The 21101-nt window shown below is 41.8% G+C and carries 18 protein-coding genes; 6 read left to right on the forward strand and 12 right to left on the reverse strand.

All coding sequences use genetic code 11. The features are described from left to right. Positions 1-1230 (forward strand): exo-beta-N-acetylmuramidase NamZ family protein, encoded by a 1230-nt coding sequence (locus V5739_RS03240; RefSeq protein ID WP_423819614.1) that lies wholly within the window; start codon positions 1-3, stop codon positions 1228-1230. Positions 1231-1521: 291 nt separating this feature from the next. Here the strand turns inward: V5739_RS03240 and V5739_RS03245 are convergent, their stop codons facing one another. Both V5739_RS03245 and V5739_RS03250 read right to left on the reverse strand, forming a co-directional pair. After that, positions 1522-1893: a four helix bundle protein gene (locus V5739_RS03245; RefSeq protein ID WP_423819615.1), complete on the reverse strand. Its 372-nt coding sequence runs from the start codon at positions 1891-1893 to the stop codon at positions 1522-1524. 173 nt (positions 1894-2066) lie between these two features. Continuing rightward, complete coding sequence (locus V5739_RS03250) at positions 2067-2558, reverse strand: YkgJ family cysteine cluster protein (protein ID WP_266069905.1); 492 nt, start codon at positions 2556-2558, stop codon at positions 2067-2069. 26 nt (positions 2559-2584) lie between these two features. Between V5739_RS03250 and V5739_RS03255 the strand changes: the two genes are divergently transcribed. Together V5739_RS03255 and V5739_RS03260 are read left to right on the forward strand one after the other, a co-directional pair. Continuing rightward, a complete protein-coding gene (locus V5739_RS03255) occupies positions 2585-3316 on the forward strand; it encodes a class I SAM-dependent methyltransferase (protein ID WP_423819616.1) in 732 nt (243 codons plus the stop codon). Between the two features lies 1 nt (position 3317). After that, entirely contained in the window at positions 3318-4085 is a 768-nt protein-coding gene (locus V5739_RS03260; RefSeq protein WP_423819617.1) for a hypothetical protein, read from the forward strand. A gap of 201 nt (positions 4086-4286) precedes the next feature. Here V5739_RS03260 and V5739_RS03265 read toward each other — a convergent pair whose 3' ends face one another. The 4 genes from V5739_RS03265 to V5739_RS03280 form a co-directional block, all read right to left on the reverse strand. Next, complete coding sequence (locus V5739_RS03265; RefSeq protein ID WP_423819618.1) at positions 4287-5924, reverse strand: amidohydrolase; 1638 nt, start codon at positions 5922-5924, stop codon at positions 4287-4289. Between the two features lie 76 nt (positions 5925-6000). After that, entirely contained in the window at positions 6001-7134 is a 1134-nt protein-coding gene (locus V5739_RS03270) for a hypothetical protein (protein ID WP_423819619.1), read from the reverse strand. A 213-nt stretch (positions 7135-7347) separates the two neighbouring features. Continuing rightward, entirely contained in the window at positions 7348-9081 is a 1734-nt protein-coding gene (locus V5739_RS03275; RefSeq protein WP_423819620.1) for a TonB-dependent receptor, read from the reverse strand. A gap of 21 nt (positions 9082-9102) precedes the next feature. Further along, positions 9103-12123, reverse strand: a complete 3021-nt coding sequence (locus V5739_RS03280; protein ID WP_423819621.1) for a tetratricopeptide repeat protein — start codon at positions 12121-12123, stop codon at positions 9103-9105. Positions 12124-12322: 199 nt separating this feature from the next. Here V5739_RS03280 and V5739_RS03285 point away from each other — a divergent pair, with 199 nt between their 5' ends. Then, complete coding sequence (locus tag V5739_RS03285) at positions 12323-13006, forward strand: cell division ATP-binding protein FtsE (protein ID WP_423819622.1); 684 nt, start codon at positions 12323-12325, stop codon at positions 13004-13006. 58 nt (positions 13007-13064) lie between these two features. On the opposite strand, the gene V5739_RS03290 is transcribed toward V5739_RS03285, so the two are convergent. From V5739_RS03290 to typA, 3 genes are all read right to left on the reverse strand, one after another. Continuing rightward, a complete protein-coding gene (locus V5739_RS03290) occupies positions 13065-13319 on the reverse strand; it encodes a hypothetical protein (RefSeq protein WP_423819623.1) in 255 nt (84 codons plus the stop codon). A gap of 214 nt (positions 13320-13533) precedes the next feature. After that, positions 13534-13767 (reverse strand): uroporphyrinogen decarboxylase, encoded by a 234-nt coding sequence (locus V5739_RS03295; RefSeq protein WP_345599155.1) that lies wholly within the window; start codon positions 13765-13767, stop codon positions 13534-13536. A 96-nt stretch (positions 13768-13863) separates the two neighbouring features. Then, complete coding sequence (typA, locus tag V5739_RS03300) at positions 13864-15663, reverse strand: translational GTPase TypA (RefSeq protein WP_423819624.1); 1800 nt, start codon at positions 15661-15663, stop codon at positions 13864-13866. A gap of 308 nt (positions 15664-15971) precedes the next feature. On the opposite strand from typA, the gene V5739_RS03305 reads away from it, so the two are divergent. Continuing rightward, positions 15972-16571, forward strand: coding sequence for a nuclear transport factor 2 family protein (locus V5739_RS03305; protein ID WP_266069884.1), 600 nt, complete (start codon positions 15972-15974; stop codon positions 16569-16571). Between the two features lie 57 nt (positions 16572-16628). Beyond that, positions 16629-17447: a 3-deoxy-8-phosphooctulonate synthase gene (gene kdsA / locus V5739_RS03310; protein ID WP_423819625.1), complete on the forward strand. Its 819-nt coding sequence runs from the start codon at positions 16629-16631 to the stop codon at positions 17445-17447. 294 nt (positions 17448-17741) lie between these two features. Here the strand turns inward: kdsA and V5739_RS03315 are convergent, their stop codons facing one another. The 3 genes from V5739_RS03315 to V5739_RS03325 all read right to left on the reverse strand — a co-directional run bounded on the left by V5739_RS03315 (position 17742) and on the right by V5739_RS03325 (position 21093). After that, positions 17742-18074 carry a type II toxin-antitoxin system PemK/MazF family toxin gene (locus V5739_RS03315; protein ID WP_423819626.1) on the reverse strand — a complete coding sequence of 111 codons (333 nt, stop codon included), beginning with the start codon at positions 18072-18074 and terminating at the stop codon, positions 17742-17744. After that, positions 18071-18316: a CopG family transcriptional regulator gene (locus V5739_RS03320; RefSeq protein ID WP_345599160.1), complete on the reverse strand. Its 246-nt coding sequence runs from the start codon at positions 18314-18316 to the stop codon at positions 18071-18073. Before V5739_RS03320 ends, V5739_RS03315 begins: the two co-directional genes overlap by 4 nt. 218 nt (positions 18317-18534) lie before the next feature. Further along, positions 18535-21093 carry an adenosylcobalamin-dependent ribonucleoside-diphosphate reductase gene (locus V5739_RS03325; protein ID WP_266069881.1) on the reverse strand — a complete coding sequence of 853 codons (2559 nt, stop codon included), beginning with the start codon at positions 21091-21093 and terminating at the stop codon, positions 18535-18537. Positions 21094-21101 lie beyond the last annotated feature (8 nt).

Genomic DNA, 21101 nt, shown 5'->3' on the forward strand with positions numbered 1-21101 from the left:
ATGAGTTTTAGATTTTTCAAAAGTACATTTTTATTCCTAGTTATTACCGCCACCGCCTGCGGAAACAATTCAGGAAATCCTTCGGTTAATTCTGCTGAAGCCAAAAACGAGTCCCCTGCCAAAATTTCAAAAGAGCTGAAGCTGGGTGCTGAAAGAACCACCTATTATTTGCCATTTTTGGAAGGTAAGAAAGTTGGGTTGGTAGGAAACCAGACCAGTATTATTCCTACGGAAGCAGGAAATGTACATCTTGTAGATACCCTTTTAGCCCTCGACGTGAATTTGGTTAAAGTTTTTGCCCCAGAGCATGGATTCCGGGGTACAGCCGATGCTGGCGAAGTAGTTGAAGACGGAAAAGATCCAAATACCGGCCTGCCGGTAATTTCCCTTTATGGAGACAACAAAAAACCATCTGTACAACAGCTGGAAGGCCTTGATGTTTTGATTTTTGATCTTCAGGATGTGGGAGTGCGCTTCTACACCTATATTTCTACCCTGCATTACGTCATGGAAGCCGCTGCCGAAAATGACATAACATTGATCATTTTTGACCGTCCAAATCCAAACGGTCATTACCTTGACGGGCCGGTGCTCGACCCGCAGTACAAGAGTTTTGTAGGGATGCATCCCATCCCGGTGGTACACGGAATGACCATTGGAGAATACGCAAAAATGACTAATGGCGAGGACTGGTTGAAGAACGGCGTGCAAACCGATTTAAAAGTGATTGAAATGGAAAATTATGTTCACAGCATGTCCTACGATCTTCCTGTAAAACCTTCTCCAAACCTTCCTAATGCAAAGTCAATTAACCTGTACCCCAGCATTTGTTTTTTTGAAGGAACCAACGTTAATGCAGGTCGTGGCACAAGTAAGCAGTTCCAAGTATTTGGCTCCCCTTACCTTTCACAAGATGTATTTCCATTCACTTATGTCCCCGAGCCTAATGAAGGTGCCAAATCTCCAAAGCACCTAAACAAGACCTGCTACGGAAGAGATCTCTCAAATGCAGCGCACCTGGATTATCTTAACCTTGAATGGCTTATAGAAGCATATAATCACAGCTCTCAAAAAGAGGAATTTTTCAACGCATTTTTCACAAAGCTCGCCGGAACCAAAGAACTGCAGAAGCAAATTGAAAACGGTATGACCGCAGAGGCAATACGCAAAACCTGGAAACCTGGCTTAGAAGATTTTAAAACAGTAAGGGAGAAGTATTTGTTGTATTAGTTGCGAGGTGCGGGATTTGAAAGTTGAGGGTTGCAAGTTTGATATGTTGCGGGTTGCGGGTTGAAATTATCAAAGTTGCAGGTTGCACAGTTGCAGGTTTTATTGAGGTTGAATCTTTACCGGAAGTAAATATTTTGCGGGATACGGGTTGTGGGTTGCACGGTTTCAGGTTTATTAGAAGTTGAAAGTTTTTCTGCCGGAAGTATATAGGTTTCGAGTTGCGGGTTGCGGAATTCGTGGTTCAGGTTTATACCGCAGAATTATTTAATCAGAAACTTTTAATCTTTGTTCTTAGGTTTTCCAGGATTTCTCAACATATTTTATAAAGGAATTTATTTTGCGACCCAGGTCGTTATAATCATTCTTCAGGTAATGTTGATCTTCCATTATTTCTGGATAAAGATGAAGGATTTTCTCCAAATGATTTATAGTTTCATCATTACTTGCATGTGAATAAACCAGAAACTTTAGAAAATCTCCTTTGTACCTTCTCCTTCCGTAACCTTCAACAATATTTGTATTTACTGAATCTGCTGACCTTCTAATTTGACTTCCTAATTCATAAAGCTCGTGTCTAGGTAATTTCAAACTTAATGTGTGAACCTTGTAAAATAAAGCTAATGAGGTGCGAAAAATCTCCAGCTCTTTATATGAATTTGCCATAATCTTCTTTTAATTGAAAATTAAAAGATAAGAATTTTGTAGGCACGTACAGGAAGTAACTCGGAACTCGGAACCCGCAACCTGCAACCGTGCAACCTGCAACAATACTCCGCAACAATACAACTTGTAACAAGACAACGTGCAACCCGCAACAACAAGACCCGCAACAAAAACTAAGGCAGTCTCTTCTTCATCTCCTCCACAATCCTGAAAGCTGCCGGACAGATAGCGACATTTTTAATGGTGAGGTTTGAGATTTTGTGAAAGTCTTTCCGGTTGGTGTGAGGGAATTCACTGCAGGCCTTGGGCCGTACATCGTAGATGAGGCAATAATTGTCGGGAGCCAAAAAAGCACAGGGTACTTCCTGCAGCACGTAATCATTATCTTCATCTATGCGCAGGTACTGGTCAATGAACTGCTGTGGTTTTTGGCGCAGGTGCTTTGAGATGCGCTCAATGTCTTTATTGGTAAACAGAGGTCCGGTGGTTTTACAGCAGTTAGCGCAGGTAAGACAATCGGTGCGGCTAAATTCTTCTTCGTGCAGCTCCTGCATTTGCAGGTCAAGATGCCGCGGTGGCTTCTTTTTAAGACGCGAAAAAAATTTCTTATTCTCTGTATGTTTATCTTTGGCCTTTTGCGGAAGCCCATTTAATTCATCCTGCATGCCGCAAAGATAAACAGAACCAACACGTGAACAAGCCAAAAAATAATCCCGATATCTTCGGAAAAGCAATTACTGCTTTCTTCGAAAAAGCTGATGAAACTGATATTGTTGTGCATTCGCCCGACTTTGATGATGATGTGATTCCGGTGCCCTACCTCTTCAGAAGTTATAAAGAAATGCCGCCACTTGAACAGCAAGCCCTCAAATTGTGCCGGGGAAAGGTGCTGGATGTAGGCTGCGGGGCGGGTAGTCATTCCCTGTACCTTCAGCAGGAGCGCAATCTTGTAGTTACAGCTATAGATACTTCAACCGGAGCTATAGATGTGTGTCGCAAACGCGGAATTTCGGATGCCAGAAATATTGCTTTTGAAGAACTTTCCGAAGAAAAATTCGACACGATTTTACTGCTGATGAATGGAACAGGTATCGTAGGAAAAATGAAGTTCCTGGATGCCTTTTTTGAGCAGCTAAAGAATCTTCTTGCTGAAAATGGCCAGGTTTTAATTGATTCTTCAGACCTTATTTACCTTTTTGATACCGATGAAGACGGAGGCGTTTGGGTGGATACTACAAACGGTTACTATGGCGAACTCACCTACCGATTGAGCTATAAGGCTGAAACCTCCAATAGTTTTGACTGGTTGTACCTTGATTTTGAATCATTATCTTTAGCAGCTGACAAGCACCGCTTTAACTGTGAAAAAATATATGAAGGCGAACATTATGATTACCTGGCAAGGCTTACAGTAAAAAAGTAGAATGAAGAAAAATTTCCATTCCGCCTGCATCTTGTTGTTATTCGTTTTAACGGGTTGCAGCATTGATGATGCCGACAAGAAACCTTCGGTGTACAGTAATAATCTGGTTTTGGGCGCTTCGGCACGGGATTTTTTAAGCGATGAAACCTTTACCCGCATTGAACTAGACGTGGTTTACGTGATGGGCCATAAGCCCGAAGACCAGGTGCTGCAAAGCTTAACAAACTTTCTTGAACGCTATACCCACAAGCCGGGTGGCATAAGCCTTAAAACCCGCGCGATTGTAAGCCCTCAAATGGGATCCTATTCTATCAAAGAAATTAAAACGGTTGAAAAACAGCACCGCAGCGTTTTTTCTGAAGATGATAAATTAGGAGTATTTATCTTTTTTGCCGACAACAAAAGTGAGGATAGTAAAGCCAACTTCCGCATTCTAGGAAAAGCTTACCTCAATACCTCTCTGGTTATTTTTGACAATCAGGAATTAAGTGATATGACGGGCAGCGTCTCCAAAAACGATATCCAAACAGTGACCCTGCACCACGAATTTGGACACCTCTTTGGCCTGGTGAACAACGGAAGCCCCGCACAGAGTGAACATGAAGACCCCGATAAAGGCTCCCGGGCGCACTGCAGCGTTGACGGGTGTTTAATGGCCGCGGCCATTGAATTTAGCTCCTCGCCGCTCAGGTTTCTTGAAAATGATCAAAATATCCTCGACTTTGACGAGCAGTGCAAGCTCGACCTAAAGGCCAATGGAGGAAAGTAAAATTCAAGATCATAATCGTTTTAGAGAAATATGCAAATACTTTTCACTTAAAATAAAATTTCGGGTAGCATCAGATCAACATTTACTTTGTTCGTTATAACTCACAACAAACCCCTCAAAAATGTGCTTTTAAGGGGTCCTTTTTCTACTACTTTGTACTTCTAAAGTCGTACTTTTAAAATCGCATTTCTTTAAAGTCTTCTAATTTCCATAAACCTTTTTCCCGTCAAGATAAGTAGCACTGGCTTTCATATCGGGGATTTGTTCTTCAGAAACCTTCATGATATCCCTGTCTAAAATGACAAAATCTGCATACTTTCCAGGTTCTATCGATCCCTTTTCATCTTCTTCAAAATTGCTGTAAGCTGCCCAAATTGTCATTCCGCGTAAGGCTTCTTCTCTCGAAAGGGCCTGCTCGGGCATATAACCTCCTTCAGGATAATTTTTAGTATCCTTACGTGCCACTGCCGCATAGAAGGTGAGGAATGGGCTCACCTGCTCTACAGGAAAATCTGTGCCCAAAGCGATTATACCGGCTTCTTCGAGCAGTTTTTTATAGGCATAAGCACCTTTTTCCCGCTCTTCGCCCAGTCTTTCTCCAGCCCAGTACATATCGCTTGTAGCGTGGGTAGGTTGCACTGACGGAATTATATTTTTACTGAAATATTTAAAATCTTCGGGGGCAATTATTTGTGAATGTTCAACTTTCCAACGGCGATCTCCGGCGTCTGAAAGCAGAGAATCATAGGTCTTTAGCACCACAACATTGGCCGAATCTCCAATGGCATGGGTATTCATTTGGTAGGGCGAATTTGCAATTCTGCCAGCAGTCTTCTTAAAGTCGGCCACCGAAGAAAGTAAGGCGCCGTAGTGGTTGTGCTTGTCGGAATAAGGTTCCTTTAAAGCAGCTCCCCTTGACCCCAGGGCACCATCGGCATAAAATTTCACCGACCGCACATTTAACCTGGGCATTTTTAGAGGCTCCCTGTCAAGAAAGTAATCCAGGTTCTCTTTTGTATTGCTTATCATTGCGTAGATGCGCACTTCCAACTCCCCAGCCTGCTGAAGGCTATCTATCAATTCAATGGTAGCACGATCTAATCCTGCATCATTAACGGTAGTTAAACCATACTGAAAAACCTCTTTTTGAGCATCCAGTAAAGCTGCGGTTTGATCTTTAACACTGGCTTCGGGAACTGCGTTCTCTACCAATGCCATGGGATTGTCTATAAGGATCCCGGTAAGTTTGCCGTTCTTCTTTTCGATTTCTCCACCTTCTGCAGGAGTGTTTGCTGTAATATTAGCTGCATTGAGCGCCGCCTGATTGGCGAGTAAGGCATGACCGTCAATTCGTGTGATGGCAACCGGAGTATCTGGAAAAAGAACATCAAGCGTATCTTTTATGGGAAACTCTTTTATCTCCCAGTCATTTTGATCCCACCCAAGGCCTACTATAAAATCGGAATTTTTTTCCTCCTGAAATGCTGTTATTCGTGCAACTACTTCTTCAAAGCTGGTAGTGCCGGTAAGATCTACAGCCTGCATGGAACTGCCGAGTCCGTAGAAATGTGCGTGCGCATCAATTAATCCGGGAAGAATAGTCTTTCCCTGGGCATCCAATACTTCAGTGGCATTGTAATTCTCCTGCATTTCAGCTGAAGTACCAACAGCAAGGAACTTTCCGTCTTTGACTACGAATGCTTCCGCAGTAGAAAACTGATCGTCTACAGTATAAATATTGGCATTGATTACCAGGAGATCGGCTTCTTGTTTCCCGTTGTCATTACAGCCGAAGAACATTCCGAAGCATAGAATTAGAAATAGTGCTTTTTTGATCATGTGAAGAGATTTAGGGTAAAAATAGAAAATGCGCTCCAAACAGAAGCGCATTTATAAAGTTTTGGGCACATGAAGTTTAGAACCAGCCCACAATTGCCTCACCTATGGCCTTACGAATATCGGCATTGGCTGCAGCAGCAAGGGCAATAGAAACAAATAAACCTATCATGGCGTAAGCGAAATCTCTAAAGATCATCTTACCGGCCTTCTTGCGGTGTTTCTTACCTTTTTTGGTACGGGCAAAACTCACGGCGATTTCTCTACCGCCAATTACTCCAAGGAAAACCCAGGTTGTAGACATGGGTACCGTACTAATAAATAATTTATAGATAAGCAAAATCACATAAGTGGCATCAATGAGGGTTGCCGCCCTAACATCCGAAATCCTCGCTTTTTCACTTACTACTTTCTGAATTTTGTCTCCCCGCAGGTAGAAAAGAAGTCCAAGACCTGTAAAGATGGTCAATGCAAAGATGATGAATTGAAAGAGATCGAGTTGTCTTGGCAGGAACACAGCGATATTGGCACCATCCTGCATCACCCAAACTCCCCACAATGTACCGCTCACTACCCACTGCACTATGTTCCAGCTCTGGTTGAATTTACGGCTCTTAAAGTACTTTTTGATGGTGTTGTACGACAGGTACCAAACCAGGAATGACAGGATGAATGCCATGATGTACCCGGTCCAGGATTTCCATATTACGGAAGTGATCCCCGACGTATCGGCGCTAAACACACTTAAAATAAGGAAAGTGGTAGAAACCGGCATTCTTAAACGGGTAAGAATAAGAAGTACCAGAGGTGCAATTATCTGGAAAAAGCTGAAGTTCTCTGGGTGCGGATATTTAGTAGTGCCATCGGGGTTGAGGAGGCGTTGATAGGTCACATCACCGTCAAAATAGATCCAGCTAAAGGTGACCACCGCCAGGAAAATACTCCCGATGAAGATCCACATCACCCACCATTTTCTATTTTTATTACTTTCAATAAAGGTACCCAGCGACTGTATACTGTCATTGGCTACGGTAGCGTAGGCAGCGAAAAAGAACCCGAGCCACATCCCTGCCTGGCCGTAACCGGTAAGGATACCCGCCAGAACAAGTCCTACAATTACTATGGCAAGAAATGTCTTTTCCTGTACCATAAAATCGAGCACGTTCAAGTACGGCCGATTCCTCTTTATCCTCTTAAATTTAGTTTTTGCCATTTGATTATTATAGGGTTTTCAAAAATTGCTAAAAAATGCGAATAAAACTGTCTTTTTTACATTTTTTTTGCGCTGCAAAATTATACACTTCCATAAAACCTCTTTTTATTCCAATGTTATCTAATTGTTAAGATTGTCTAAAATTACTGAGATTCTTTCCATAAAAAAAGCCGGTAAAAACCGGCTTTTTGAATATGGTGTATTTTCTGTTTGTTATCTTCCGAAGTCAAACTTATAAGTAGCTCCTGCCATAACCTGCATTCCCAGCACAGGATAGTCTACCCATCTTTCATAGTTATCTCCCAGCAGGTTTTGCCCCCGGGCAAATATTGAAAGCCTGTCGTTAAATCTGTACCCCAAATTAAGGTTAAGGTCAAAATAAGAATCCAGGCTCACTATTTCTGTTCTTACGGAATTGAGTACATCACTGGTTTGGTATATCTCAAAATCCTTACGCTCGCCCACAAAAAAAACATTTGCACCTGCAAACCATTTTTCTGTGATCTGGTAATCTCCAATCAAATTGGCTCTAAAAGCTGGAAGGTTCCATGCTTCTTCCTCATCACTGGTGTCGTAAACGAAAAACTCTCCATTAACACGCAGGTTAAAGTCACTGTTCACATCAAAATCAAGTTCTCCAAAAAGGGAGATGGTATTGACCTGATCATAAACAACACCAAAAGAGTTACCATAAGCATATTCGGGTTTAGTTCCCGGCTCAGTCATTTCATTGGGATTAGATCTAAAGAGAGGCTTGTAATCTTCCGTCATGTATTTTAAGCGCGTGTTGTAGCCTATATTTGTTGACAATTTTCCTTTAGCACCCACATAAGCATTGTACTGTTGATCTGTAGGGGCTATATCAACTGCAGGTGAAAGAAAAGGATTCTCTTTAGTAAACTCGTAATAAGAATTTTGTCGCAACTCCCCTTCCAGGCCGGCATAGGCAATAAAATAATCGCCTGCGGCACGGTAGCTGGCAGTCACCTGAGGGTAAACGTAAATCCCGCTGTCGCTGTTCTCTGAATCATAGCTATAGTAAATCGCCGCTCCCAGGTTAAGGGTAAGGTCATCGCGCAAAATAAGAAGGCTCGAAGCCACTCCCAGGTTCATATAGCTGTAACTAAGGTCTTCCCCCTCATCAAAATAAGGAGCAAAAGACCCGTTGAGATAATCGAAAATCAGATTGGTGTGAAACAATTCGCCACCAATAGGAATCTCAAGAGTAGGTTTAAAGGTAAGGCGGTGCTCGGTAGATTCAAAATCATCCCCAAAATACCTGTACTTAGCCTCTGCCCTGTCAAAAAAGGACTTTTCCCAATTAATTTCTCCGCCTGCGTACACACTGTAATAATTGTGCTGTGGCTCAAGATTATTTATAACCTCCTGGCTCACTTCATCACTTCGAACTCCATACCAGTTGAACAACCTGTGCTCTACACCAAAATCTGTATTCCAAATAAGGTTCCTTTTTCGGGAAGAGTAATTAAGATTGAGTTCGGTATCGTAGTAATGATCATCAAGTTCTACACCGTCAATGCCTCCCTGTGCCGAATTATGGGTGAGAAAAATACCAAAATTATCGGTACGGGTAACCTCAATATTGCTGTAAAACTCAGCGAGGGCACTGGTGTAAGTTCCAAAGCCAAGCGTGATGTAATTGTCAAACAACTTTGGCGGCCGCTGACGTTCTACCGTCGTAGCCCTACCCTTTGCTGGCGTAAAAGTAGAAGCCACAGGTACCGAAAATATACTGTACTGTACAGGCCTCTTCTCCAGGTTCACAGAATCTGAGATCTTTGGAGTCTCTTTTATCTTAAAAGCATCACTTACTGTGGGGGTATAGGGTTTTACCACTTCTACCATCTCGCTCCCAAGATCCTGGGCATACGAGAAGCCGGTGAAAACCAGAAATATGATAAAAACACCTAACGATTTAATTTTCATGGGAAGGTTTTTATGTAATATTTAATTGTTGGTCTCTACAGAAGCATTTGTTTTAGCTTCCTCTGCTTTAATGCGGGCAAGTTCCTGCCTGGCCTCTTTTACAACTTCGGGGAACTGCGCGAAATTATTGATCACGTTATCAAGGATGTAAGTTGCCTGGTAAGCATCACCCAAAGCGTAGAAATTCTTAGCCATGAGCACCAGCCCCTTAGCACCATATAATTTATATCCGGAGTAATCACGCGCAAGTCGCTGTACCACGTCATTAGAAGCCTGATGGTTTCCTGCTTTATTTTTAAAATAAGCGTCGTAGTATAAAGCTTCGGCAGCCAATTCTCCGGTGGCCGATTTCTGCACTTCTGCATAAGCACGTTTTGCACGCTCTTCATTTCCTGTACGCATGGCGGCACGGGCTATGATTACCTGCGCATCATTCTTCGCATCGGTCTCGGCATCAGGATTTGACAATACCTTTTCGGCATAGGCTACTGCTTCGTTGTAACTACCTTCTTCCAGGTAAGACTTCATCAGGTTTGACTGGGCAAAAATGGTATTTTGAGCAAACGATGCCTGGCTCTCCAATCGCTTTAACAGCGGTATTGCTTCGGAATAATTCCTGTTCTCCAAGTAGATTTCAGAAAGCCTTGCCAAAGATTGCTCAAGATATTCTGAAGCCGATCTTTGTATCACATACTTGTAATACGGAATACTCTTCTGCTTATTTCCTTCACGGAAGTGTAGCTGCCCCAAGTAGAAATTGGCCTGCACAGCATGAATCCCGTTAGGGAAAGAACTAAGATATTTTTCAAGTGCAGTAATTGCTGCTGAAGTATTGTTGTTTTGATATTGTTTCTCTGCCGATTCAAACGTGGTATTATCCAGGTCTACATCCGTCACCTCCACAAAATCCAGGTTTTTAACCCAGTTTGCGTACTCATCGGTCCTGCCCATGTCAACGTATATGAGGCGCGCAGTGCTTACTGCCTGAATTGCTTCAGCAGAATTCGGGTAATCGGCTACCACTTTTTTCATTTTCTCCAAAGCCTGAGAAGACTGATCGTTGTTGTAATAGATCAATCCCTGTTTCAGTAAAGCCTGCGGAACAAAAGTACTTCCGGGAACATCTCTTATAAGCCTGTCATAAGCCTGCATTCCCTGGCTTGTATTGTTCATGGCGACATAAGTATTCCCCAGTTCGTAAGCCGCGTCATCGCGATAGGAAGAACGCGGATACTTCTGAAGAAATTCATTCAAAGACGTAATTTTAGTCTCGTTTCGCTGCACAAACCCGTAGCTGATGGCTTTTTGAAAAGCAGCGTAATCATTCTCGTTTCCATTCAATGCAATGGCCGAGTTATAAGCCTCCATTGCCGGCCAGTAGCTACTGTTTACAAAGTAGCTATCTCCCAATCTCACAAAAGCATCATTCCTTCTTGCCTTATCGTGGGAAGTATCATTGGAATAACGCTTAAAATATTCTACTGCACGATCGTAATCGCGCTGTTTGAAGTATGCATAACCAATATTATAGTCCAGGTTTTCTTTTTCTGAAACTCCCTGTGCGCCGCTCATACCGGCAAATTCACGGTAACCCACCAGTGCATCCTGGAAGTTGCGAAGGTTAAAATCGCTTTCGGCTTTCCAGAAAGTGGCCAAGGCAGTAAATCTTGGATCGCGTCTTTCGCTTAAAGCCAGGTCAAAATATTCTTCGGCCTCTCTATAGTTTCCTTCTTTATAAAGTTCGAGTCCGCGGTAAAAAGCTACCTGCTGGTACACCACGTTATTCTGGAAATTACGGTTTCCTTTAAGCAGGCGCATTGCTTCCTCATAATTTTTGGAAGTAATGAAAGAATTGATGAGCAATTCATTGATCTCTTCTTTAGCAGGTGAATTGGGGTAAGCCTCCAGGTAATTCATCAAAACCTGTGGGGTGCTGGCATAGCTGTTTCCAATCTCGTAGCTTAACTTGGCGTAATTTAGAGCAGCATCGGCCTTGATCTCCGGATTGAAATCCATCTCACTTGCATTTTTAAACGCATTGAGGGCCTGTTGCTTCTTATCGGTCTTTAGGTAAGATTGAGCCAGGTGGTAATATGCATTTTGGGCCACGGCATTTTTACCGTCAATGATCTTATTGAATTCTGAGATTGCGGCTTCATAATCTCCCTGCTGAAAATAAGCGTAACCCAACTGATAGTAATCGGTATTATTCCATTTGCCTCTTTCCCCCTGGTATTCCTTTAAATAAGGAATAGCTTTATCATACTGCCCAAGATTGAAGTAACTTTCGCCTATGATCTTATTGAGTTCAGACCTGTCGCGGCGATCGGCACGGGGCAACTGTTCCAGCCCAAGTTCAATGGCCTTTTCAAAATTCCCCTGCTTAAAGTTCATATCGGCCTGGAAGTAAGACAGGTCTTCTTCATAGCGGTCGGTATCTTCTACTTCTTCAAAAAGGGCATTTGCCTGCTCATAGTCATCGCCTTCATAAGCCATGAAACCGAGGTAGTATTTGGCCTGGCTGCCGTACTTTTTCGAATCTTTTACCCTGTTAAGGTACTCTTTGGCCTCATCATATTGTTTGGCCCTAAAATAAGCATACCCGTTATTGAAGTTAAATCGCTCTTTTTCGGCCTTGCTCAGGTTTCTTTGATCTACAGTATCATACCACTTGCGGGCAAGAGAGTATTTTCCTGTTTCAAAATAATAATCGGCAACATCGAGGTAAGCTGCATTTGTTTTAGTGCTGGTAGGATATCGTTGCACAAAATCTTCCATGAGCGCATCGGCCCCGGGTTGGTTCAGGCGAATCGCAGCATTGGCGATATAATAAGCGGCGTTGGCTTTAACCCTTTCATCGTCCACTTCATCCTGTACTTCATCAAAGAGGGTTTGCGCGGCAAGGTATTGCCCATTGTTGTATAATTCCAGGGCGCGGTTATAATCGGCCAGTGCATTTGTTTGAATGGCAGATTGTTGTGAAAAACCGGAAACTGAAAAGAAAACAAAAACAACAAAAAGGCAGATTTTGCAATGTTTCATTCGTAGATTTTATTTTGTTGATGATTCAAAGATATAAGAAACTCTAAGGTAATAACGCCTTTATTGTAAGATAAATTATGCATTATAGTTAAATGAAACCTAAAATTTAGCTGAAAAAAATTCAGCAGAAGAAAAGCAACTCAAGCGCTCATATTTACGTTCTCTTTCTTACTTTTACCTCTCTAAAATGTCATTTTTCATGTCAAATACTGTTCTGTTCCTAAAAGACGCTGCGATCTACCAACGGGAGACGCTTATTCTTTCTGAAGTCAATATCGAGATTGAAAAAGGGGAATTTGTTTACCTCATAGGAAAGACCGGGACAGGGAAAAGTAGCTTCATGAAAACCCTTTATGGCGACCTGCCCCTTACCGAAGGAGAAGGAAGTATTGTAGATTACGATCTGCGCACCCTGCGAGAAAAAGATATTCCCTTTCTACGCCGAAAGCTGGGAGTGGTGTTTCAGGATTTTAAACTGCTGAATGATCGCAATGTATATGACAACCTGTTGTTTGTACTTAAAGCTACCGGCTGGAAAGACAAAGCCGCCATGGATGCCAAGATCGAAGAGGTGCTAAAAAAGGTAGGGATGGGTACCAAAGGTTTTAAAAATCCGTACCAGTTATCTGGTGGGGAGCAGCAACGTATCGCCATTGCCCGTGCCCTGCTCAATGACCCCGAACTTATCCTGGCCGATGAGCCTACCGGAAACCTCGATCCGCAGACCTCTGTAGAAGTTATGGAAGTACTGCAGCAAATCTCCAAAAACGGAAAGACCATACTTATGGCCACTCACGATTATGCATTACTTCTTAAATACCCTTCAAAAACCCTGAAGTGCGACGGGCAAAAAGTATTTGAGGTGGTTCAGAAAACTGTATAATCCAAAGGCTCAAGGCTCAAGGTTCAAGGTTCAAGGTTTAAGGTTTAAGGTGCAAAATTCAAAGTTGTTTTATAGTACCAGATTCCAGTGACTGAATTTTTCGCTTTACTTCTTCCCAGGAAAGGGACTTACTTTCGCCTTTTATATGCGCCTCTCTCCGTGAATCTAAAATTTGATATTGATCTTCATCAAAAATAGGTTCATTCACCTCATTTTCATATGTTTCCGCTATAGCTTCAAGCATTTTTAGAAGTCTTACATCTGCTGTGTCAACATATTCTCTTACCTTATTTCTCAAATCTCCTGAAGTCATCACTTGTTATTTTATATTAAAGTTACCATTTTTGTTATTTACTTATTATAAATGCTTCAGTATATCAGTTAAACACCTTCCAAAAATGACATTTTTGAGAGGTCATATAAATTCATAATTCTAATCGTACTTCGTAAGTCTACCTTCGTCCTTCGTAATTCGCACTTCTAAAATCGCTTCGTAAGTCTAATTTCGCAAGTCTACCTTCGTTCTTCTAACTTTCCTTCGGTTTAATAAAAAGATAATAGATATTGATTAGTACAATAGCACCATTAGTGATGATGAGCGGCCAGGAATCGAGTAAAATTCCGTAAGCAACGAAGAACAAACATCCAAGGCTGTTGATGTACCTAAGCGTGGTGAGGTTTCTCATTAGGAAGGACAGCAGCAGAAAAAAAGATGCCAGGTATCCAATCCATTCTATATACGATATTCCTAAAATTTCCATTTCTAAATGATGCTTAGATTGAGGATTTCTATAAAAAAATAAGGCCTGTCAAAAATCGCATTTTTGACAGGCCTTAAGATATAAAATTATTTAATCTTAAATAGTCTTATTTCTTTTACGGTCATTCTCTGTAAGGTAGATCTTTCTAAGACGCAGGTGCTTTGGTGTTACTTCTACATATTCATCTTTCTGAATATATTCCAAGGCCTCTTCCAAAGAGAATTTTATTGCAGGAACGATCTTCGCTTTATCATCGGCTCCCGATGAACGTACGTTTGAAAGTTTTTTGGTTTTGGTGATGTTCACAACCATATCATCCTGGCGTGAGTTCTCTCCAATTACCTGCCCTTCATAAATATCCTCTCCCGGATCAACGAAGAATTTTCCACGATCCTGAAGTTTATCAATAGAGTAAGGAATTGCTTTTCCTTTTTCCATAGAAACTAAAGAACCATTCTGGCGCTCAGGAATACCACCTTTAAGCGGCTGATATTCCTTGTAGCGATGTGCCATAATAGCTTCTCCGGCAGTTGCAGTCAACAGCTGATTTCTAAGGCCAATGATTCCGCGGGATGGGATCTGGAACTGGATAGTCATCCTGTCTCCTTTTCCTTCCATGCTCAACATCTCCCCTTTTCTCATGGTAACCATCTCTACTGCTTTTCCTGAAACATCTTCAGGAAGATCTATAGTCAATTCTTCAATTGGCTCACACTTCACACCATCAATTTCTTTGATGATCACCTGTGGCTGACCAATTTGAAGTTCATAACCTTCACGACGCATGGTTTCAATAAGCACAGATAAGTGAAGAACCCCACGGCCAAAGACCATGAATTTATCGGCACTATCAGTCTCCTGCACCCTAAGGGCAAGGTTCTTTTCAAGCTCCTTCATCAGGCGCTCCTTTATGTGTCTTGAAGTAACAAACTTTCCGTCTTTTCCGAAGAAAGGAGAGTCGTTAATGGTGAAGAGCATGCTCATTGTAGGCTCATCAATGGCGATGGTTTTAAGACCTTCAGGATTTTCAAAATCGGCAACAGTATCTCCAATTTCAAATCCTTCAAGACCTACCAAAGCACAAATATCTCCTGCCTGCACCTCTTCCACTTTTCTACGGCCAAGGCCTTCAAAAGTGTGTAATTCTTTAATCCTTGTCTTTTTGATGCTGCCGTCCCTTTTTACCAAAGCAACAGGCATACCTTCTTTTAAAGTCCCACGTTGAAGGCGACCAATGGCGATCCTTCCGGTAAAGGAAGAGAAGTCAAGAGAAGTGATCAACATTTGTGGAGAACCTTCCTCAACTTTTGGAGAAGGAATATGTTCGATCACCATGTCAAGAAGCGGTTCAATATTTTCGGTTTGGTTTCTCCAGTCGTCGCTCATCCAGTTATTCTTGGCTGAACCATATACTGAAGGAAAATCAAGCTGCCATTCTTCGGCCCCAAGTTCAAACATAAGGTCAAAAACCTTTTCATGAACTTCTTCGGGCGTACAGTTTTCTTTATCAACTTTATTGATCACCACACATGGCTTCAATCCAAGGTCAATTGCTTTTTGAAGTACAAAACGGGTTTGTGGCATAGGCCCTTCAAAAGCATCTACTAAAAGCAGCACGCCATCGGCCATGTTCAACACCCTTTCTACCTCTCCTCCAAAGTCGGCGTGACCAGGAGTATCAATAATGTTGATCTTGGTATCCTTGTAAACTACAGATACGTTTTTGGAAGTAATAGTGATGCCCCGTTCCCTTTCAAGGTCATTGTTGTCCAGGATAAGGTCTCCGGTATTTTCGTTTTCCCTGAAAAGCCTGCAGTGGTACATTATTTTGTCCACCAGGGTGGTTTTTCCGTGGTCAACGTGTGCGATGATCGCGATATTCTTGATAGCTGTCATATAAACGCCTGATTTTTAAAGGCTGCAAAGGTACGTTTATTTTTTCCATTTAAAACAGCTGGGCTTTGAATTAAATTTTTATTTATAAAAACCATAAACAACTGTCTACTAAAAAGTTATGCAGCTTGTTGTAGATTTTATACATCTTAAGCATGTAGAAGAGGTTGAGGATTTGCCCCAGACATGCCCTAAAACTGAGCTTTCTCATATTTTAAGAATATGAAATTCCTTTTGAGCGTATAATTCAGTAAATTTAAGTAATTAGTATTCAGCATATTAATTAAAAGGTATCACCTAAAACAAAAGCTATGAGAACGAAAGGAAGAATGAAGAAGAGAATACTGCTGTTATGCCTTAGCCTGCTCTTAGCAGTTGCCAATGTGCAGCCCGGTATGGCGCAGGTAGATGGCCAGCCAAGTCTTGATTTTCCCATGCAGGACCAATTGGTGAAAACAGCGAAAGAAATAGTAAAAGCCTATGAAACCGGAAACTGGGAAACCCTTAGGCAAGACGCTACTGAAAATGCCATTTTTCACAACCTTGGCAGTTATGACAGCTTAACTATTGACCAGACCATAAAGTACTGGAAAAAAGGGCGGGAATCTGCCACTCCTGTATTATCCGAAGATGGCGTGTGGCTGGGAGTGTCTATAGCCGAAGGTGCCAGGAAGGGAAATTGGGTACTGCATTGGGGTACCAACACCCTTAGCTACCCCAATGGAGAAACTATAAGCTTTCCATACCATGTAGCTCTCAAATTTGAGGGAAACAAGGTAAGTGCAGCTCATTTTTATTATGACAACAATAAAATAATAAGAGCTTTGGGTTATGAAATTCAGCCGCCGTTCGAGGAAGAAGAGAGCGAAGATCCTTCCGCAGAAATAGACGGAAGCAAAAAAGGGTCTTAAAAAAGGCATTTCCACATAACGTTCTAAAAAAGGTATCTTTGCACTAAAATTTTTTCTATGCAACTTGATAAGATACCTCAGATAAAACATACCGACTCCGGAAATTTTTTCCTGCTTGCAGGCCCTTGTGCCATTGAAGGTGAAGATATGGCTTTGCGCATAGCCGAAACCATTGTGGGCATTACCGACAAACTGCAAATTCCTTATATTTTTAAAGGTTCCTTCAAAAAGGCAAACCGCAGCCGCATTGACAGCTTTACCGGAATTGGAAATGAAAAAGCCCTGAAAATTCTTCGGAAAGTTTCTGAAACCTTTGGGGTTCCCACGGTTACAGATATTCATGAACGCGAAGATGCTACTTTAGCTGCAGAATATGTGGATGTACTGCAAATTCCTGCATTTTTGGTACGCCAGACTGACCTGTTAATTGCAGCTGCTGAAACAGGAAAAGTAGTAAACCTGAAGAAAGGCCAGTTTATGAGTCCGGAGAGTATGAAACATGCAGTTACCAAAGTTCAGGACTGCAATAACGAGCAGGTGATGGTAACCGACAGAGGAACCATGTTTGGCTACCAGGACATGATCGTTGACTTCCGGGGAATACCTACCATGCGCCAGTTTGCCCCTACTGTTCTTGATGTAACGCATTCCCTTCAACAGCCCAACCAGAGCAGCGGCGTAACAGGCGGAAGGCCCGACATGATCGAAACCATTGCCCGTGCGGGAATTGCAACCGGTGCCGACGGAATTTTTATCGAAACTCATTTTGATCCTGCCAATGCAAAAAGTGACGGGGCCAATATGCTGGACATTCAGTATTTAGAGAGATTGTTGAGCAACCTGACAGCGATTAGAAAGACAATAAATTCTTTTTAGAATAGAAAGTAGCCCGGCACGGATTACAAATCCGCGCCATCTTGATATTCTTCAGACCTAACAGGTTTTTGAAACCTGTTAGGTCTTTTTGTTAAGAACACTCTTATTATTCTTTTTAAGTTCCCGGTTAGAATATTCACAATTTGAATTCATTAGTACAGGACATCGGCACGGATTGCAAATCCGCGCCATCTCATATTAATTATAGACCATATAATTAAAGACCTCACAGGTTTCAAAAACCTGTGAGGTCTTTTTTTCAACGCAGAATGCTAATCCGTGCTGTTACGGTTTTTAATACCTTAATATATCGTCTAAAGTTGTTTTAATAAAATCTACCTGTTTAGAACTTATCTTTCCAATTCTTTTATCCAGCCGGTTTTTGGAAACCGATCTTACATGAAATGTCATGACTTCTGATACTTTTTCTAAACCATTCTCTAAATCTGGTGTAATTATTAAGTTCCCTTTGTAATTTTTAATTTTTGAAGTCAAAGGACATACAATTACCACCTGAAGATATTGGTTTAGAAGATTTCCACTTATTATCACGCAAGGTCTTCTTCCACCTTGTTCGCCTCCAGTTACCGGATCAAGATATAGCTCCCAAATTTCCCCCTGTCTCATTCTGTTAAATGATCTTCAAGGTCCTTAAGATAAGTCACCATCCCTTCCTCAGCAATAGCCATTATTTCTTCGTCTTTGCCTGCTTTAGAATAAGAACGTGCATACTCCGCCCGGTTCAATTGGTCCAAATATATTCGCAATGCCTTTTCAATGAGGCTATTTTTTGCCACTCCACGTTTTTTCGCTTCGGAATTTAGTCTATCCAGAAGGTCCTGAGGCAGCGAGGAGGTGAAAGTTCCCATGTCAAAAAAATTTATAGTAAATATATTCTATAAGTATGAAATATACGTAAAAGTTAATATTTTTTTATCAAGGTAAGGAGATCTAAGGATGTAAAGGGAATTAATATAACCCTTACTAAGGTTCAGAACCTGAAAGTGTTGTCCGGGGTTAAAAACCAAAACCCCGCTCCTTTTCAGAAGCGGGGTTTTCCTATTTACCGGGGGACAAAATTAAATTCTTACCCGCATTTAGAGTAGCCACAGCTCTTGCAAACCAGGCAACCTTCAGAAAAAATGATTCCGTCAGGATCTCCACACTCGCCACATTCTTTGTCGGCGGCAGGTGTACCATCGGGGACAAACTGCTTAAGGGCACGTACAACTCCTGCTTTCCAGGTATTGATGCTTTCGTCAAGCAGGTTAAGGTTGTTAATAAGGTCAACTACGTATGGGATTGGCATTCCGTGACGAAGCACTCCGGAAATCAATTTTGCATAGTTCCAGTATTCTTCATTAAAAGATCTTGACAATCCTTCAATGGTCACTTTATAGCCGTGCTTATCACAGAACTGAAAATCGTACCTTGAGTTTCCATCTTCATCCCTGTTTTTGATCACATATCCTTTTTCTACCCAATTTGGCAGGTTGAAAACATCTTCCATTTTACCGGTAAAGATCTCGTAAGGACGATCATTCAGAATCCCGACAACTGCAAGCCATTTTTCACTTTCGTTATTGAAACGAATGATCCTTGATTCAAGTTTCTTAGGGCGTTTTGGGGCATAGGTTTCAGCAAATACATTTTGAACTGCATCGGCTTTTTTATCTTTTTTATCATCTGAAGAAACAAGGATACCGCTTCGGGAACCATCGCGATAAACTGTAATTCCCTTTAGTCCCTGTCTCCAGGATTCAATATAGATATCACTTACCTTATCTGTAGTCACATCACTGGCAAGGTTGATTGTAGAGCTTATAGAATGCGTGGTATATTTTTGAACCAAAGCCTGCATTTCTACACGCTTTTGCCAGTTAATTTCTGAAGCAGTGGCACCTGCGTAAGGGCTTTCTTCAATAGCTTCTTTGCCTGAAGCATCCATCCAGGTCTTTACTTTTGGGTGATATACTGTAAATTCTTCAAAAGCATCTCCGGTATCATCAACAAAGGCTACTTTCGCGTTCTTTTCTGAAGCATTGACTTTTCTTCTTCTCTTGTAAGACAACATGAAAACTGGCTCAATTCCTGAAGAAGTTTGAGCGAGCATACTAAGACTTCCTGTAGGAGCTACGGTACTAATAGAAATGTTTCTTCTACCGTGCTGCATCATGCGGTTATATTGCCCCGGGAATTCTCTCTTCATCATCTGCACGAAGTCTGACTTCTCTTCGATAGCAGGATCAAAAACCTTGAATGGTTCTCTTGTGATCGCCATATCGATACTACTGTCAAATTCTCCTTTCAGTTTTGTCTGCATGATCTTGTCAACTACTTCAAGAGCTTCATCGGTATCAAATTTCACTCCAAGGGCAGCAACTGCATCGGCAAGGGCAGTGAATCCTAAACCGGTACGTCTTCCGTTTTTGCCATTTTCAGCAAGTAACTTCCAGGTATCTATTTCATTTTTCTTAATAAAATCTGGCTCTTCGTCCTTATCAATTTTAGCAAGAATCTTTTCTACCGCTTCCAATTCAAGATCTACAAGATCATCCATTAAACGCTGGGTTTCATAGATCACTTTATAGAACTTCTCATGGTTAAAAGAAGCATTTTCAGTAAAAGGATTATCTACAAAATTATATAGGTTAACGGCGATCAATCTACAGGAATCCCCTCCCTGCATGGCAATCTCTGAACATGGATTTGTAGAACTGTTTTTAAACCCGGGATAGAAGGAAGAAGTTGAATAGGTATGCTGCTTATCCCAAAAGATCAATCCTGGTTCGGCAGTATTGTGCGCACATCTTATGATGGTATCCCAAAGCTCTTTAGCCCTCACCTTTTTAGTGTATTTAGGATTAGGGCTGTCAATTGGCCAGCGCAGGGTAAAATCGGCATCATCGGTTACCGCCTGCATAAATTCATCTGAAAGCCTTAGAGAAATATTGGCTCCGGTAACTTTTTTAAGGTCCTGCTTTATGGTGATAAAATCTTCAACATCGGGGTGCGCTACATCAATAGTTAGCATCAAAGCTCCGCGTCGGCCATTTTGAGCTACTTCCCTGGTGGTGTTAGAAAACCGCTCCATAAAAGAAACTGCTCCGGTAGTGGTTCCGGCTGCATTTGAGACCTGTGCATTATTGGGGCGTAAACCAGAAAGATCAACACCTACCCCGCAACGCCTTTTAAACAATTGCACCAACTGCTGGTCTGTATGTAAAATTCCGCCGTAAGAATCGTAAACAGGTGGTACCACCACACAATTAGACAAAGAAGCTATCATTTGGTCATTCCCAAGGGCCGCCATGACACTACCCTGCGGAATGCTGTATTTAAAATCCTTGAAAAGCTGAAAAATACGTTCTTCACTTAAGAATTCTCTTGTCTTTCCGTATTCAGAAAGGTTCTCTTTTCCCGCTACACGATCGGCATATTTTGCCTCCATCCGGGCAAATTCCCTCGCCATACGTCTGTGCATATCATCGGGAGTCAACTCAAAAAATTTTCCTTTTTTGTCTTTTACTGCATACTTATTTATCCAGGTAGTGGCTGCAAGCTCATCATTTTTAAAATATTTTAAACATGCTTGCAGTACCTCATCATAGGTATAAGTCTGGGTACTAAATAATTCTTCAACCATGGCCGTTT

Origin of the sequence: Salinimicrobium sp. TIG7-5_MAKvit (assembly GCF_049569215.1) — a bacterium.
Classification (GTDB): Bacteria; Bacteroidota; Bacteroidia; order Flavobacteriales; family Flavobacteriaceae; genus Salinimicrobium; species Salinimicrobium profundisediminis.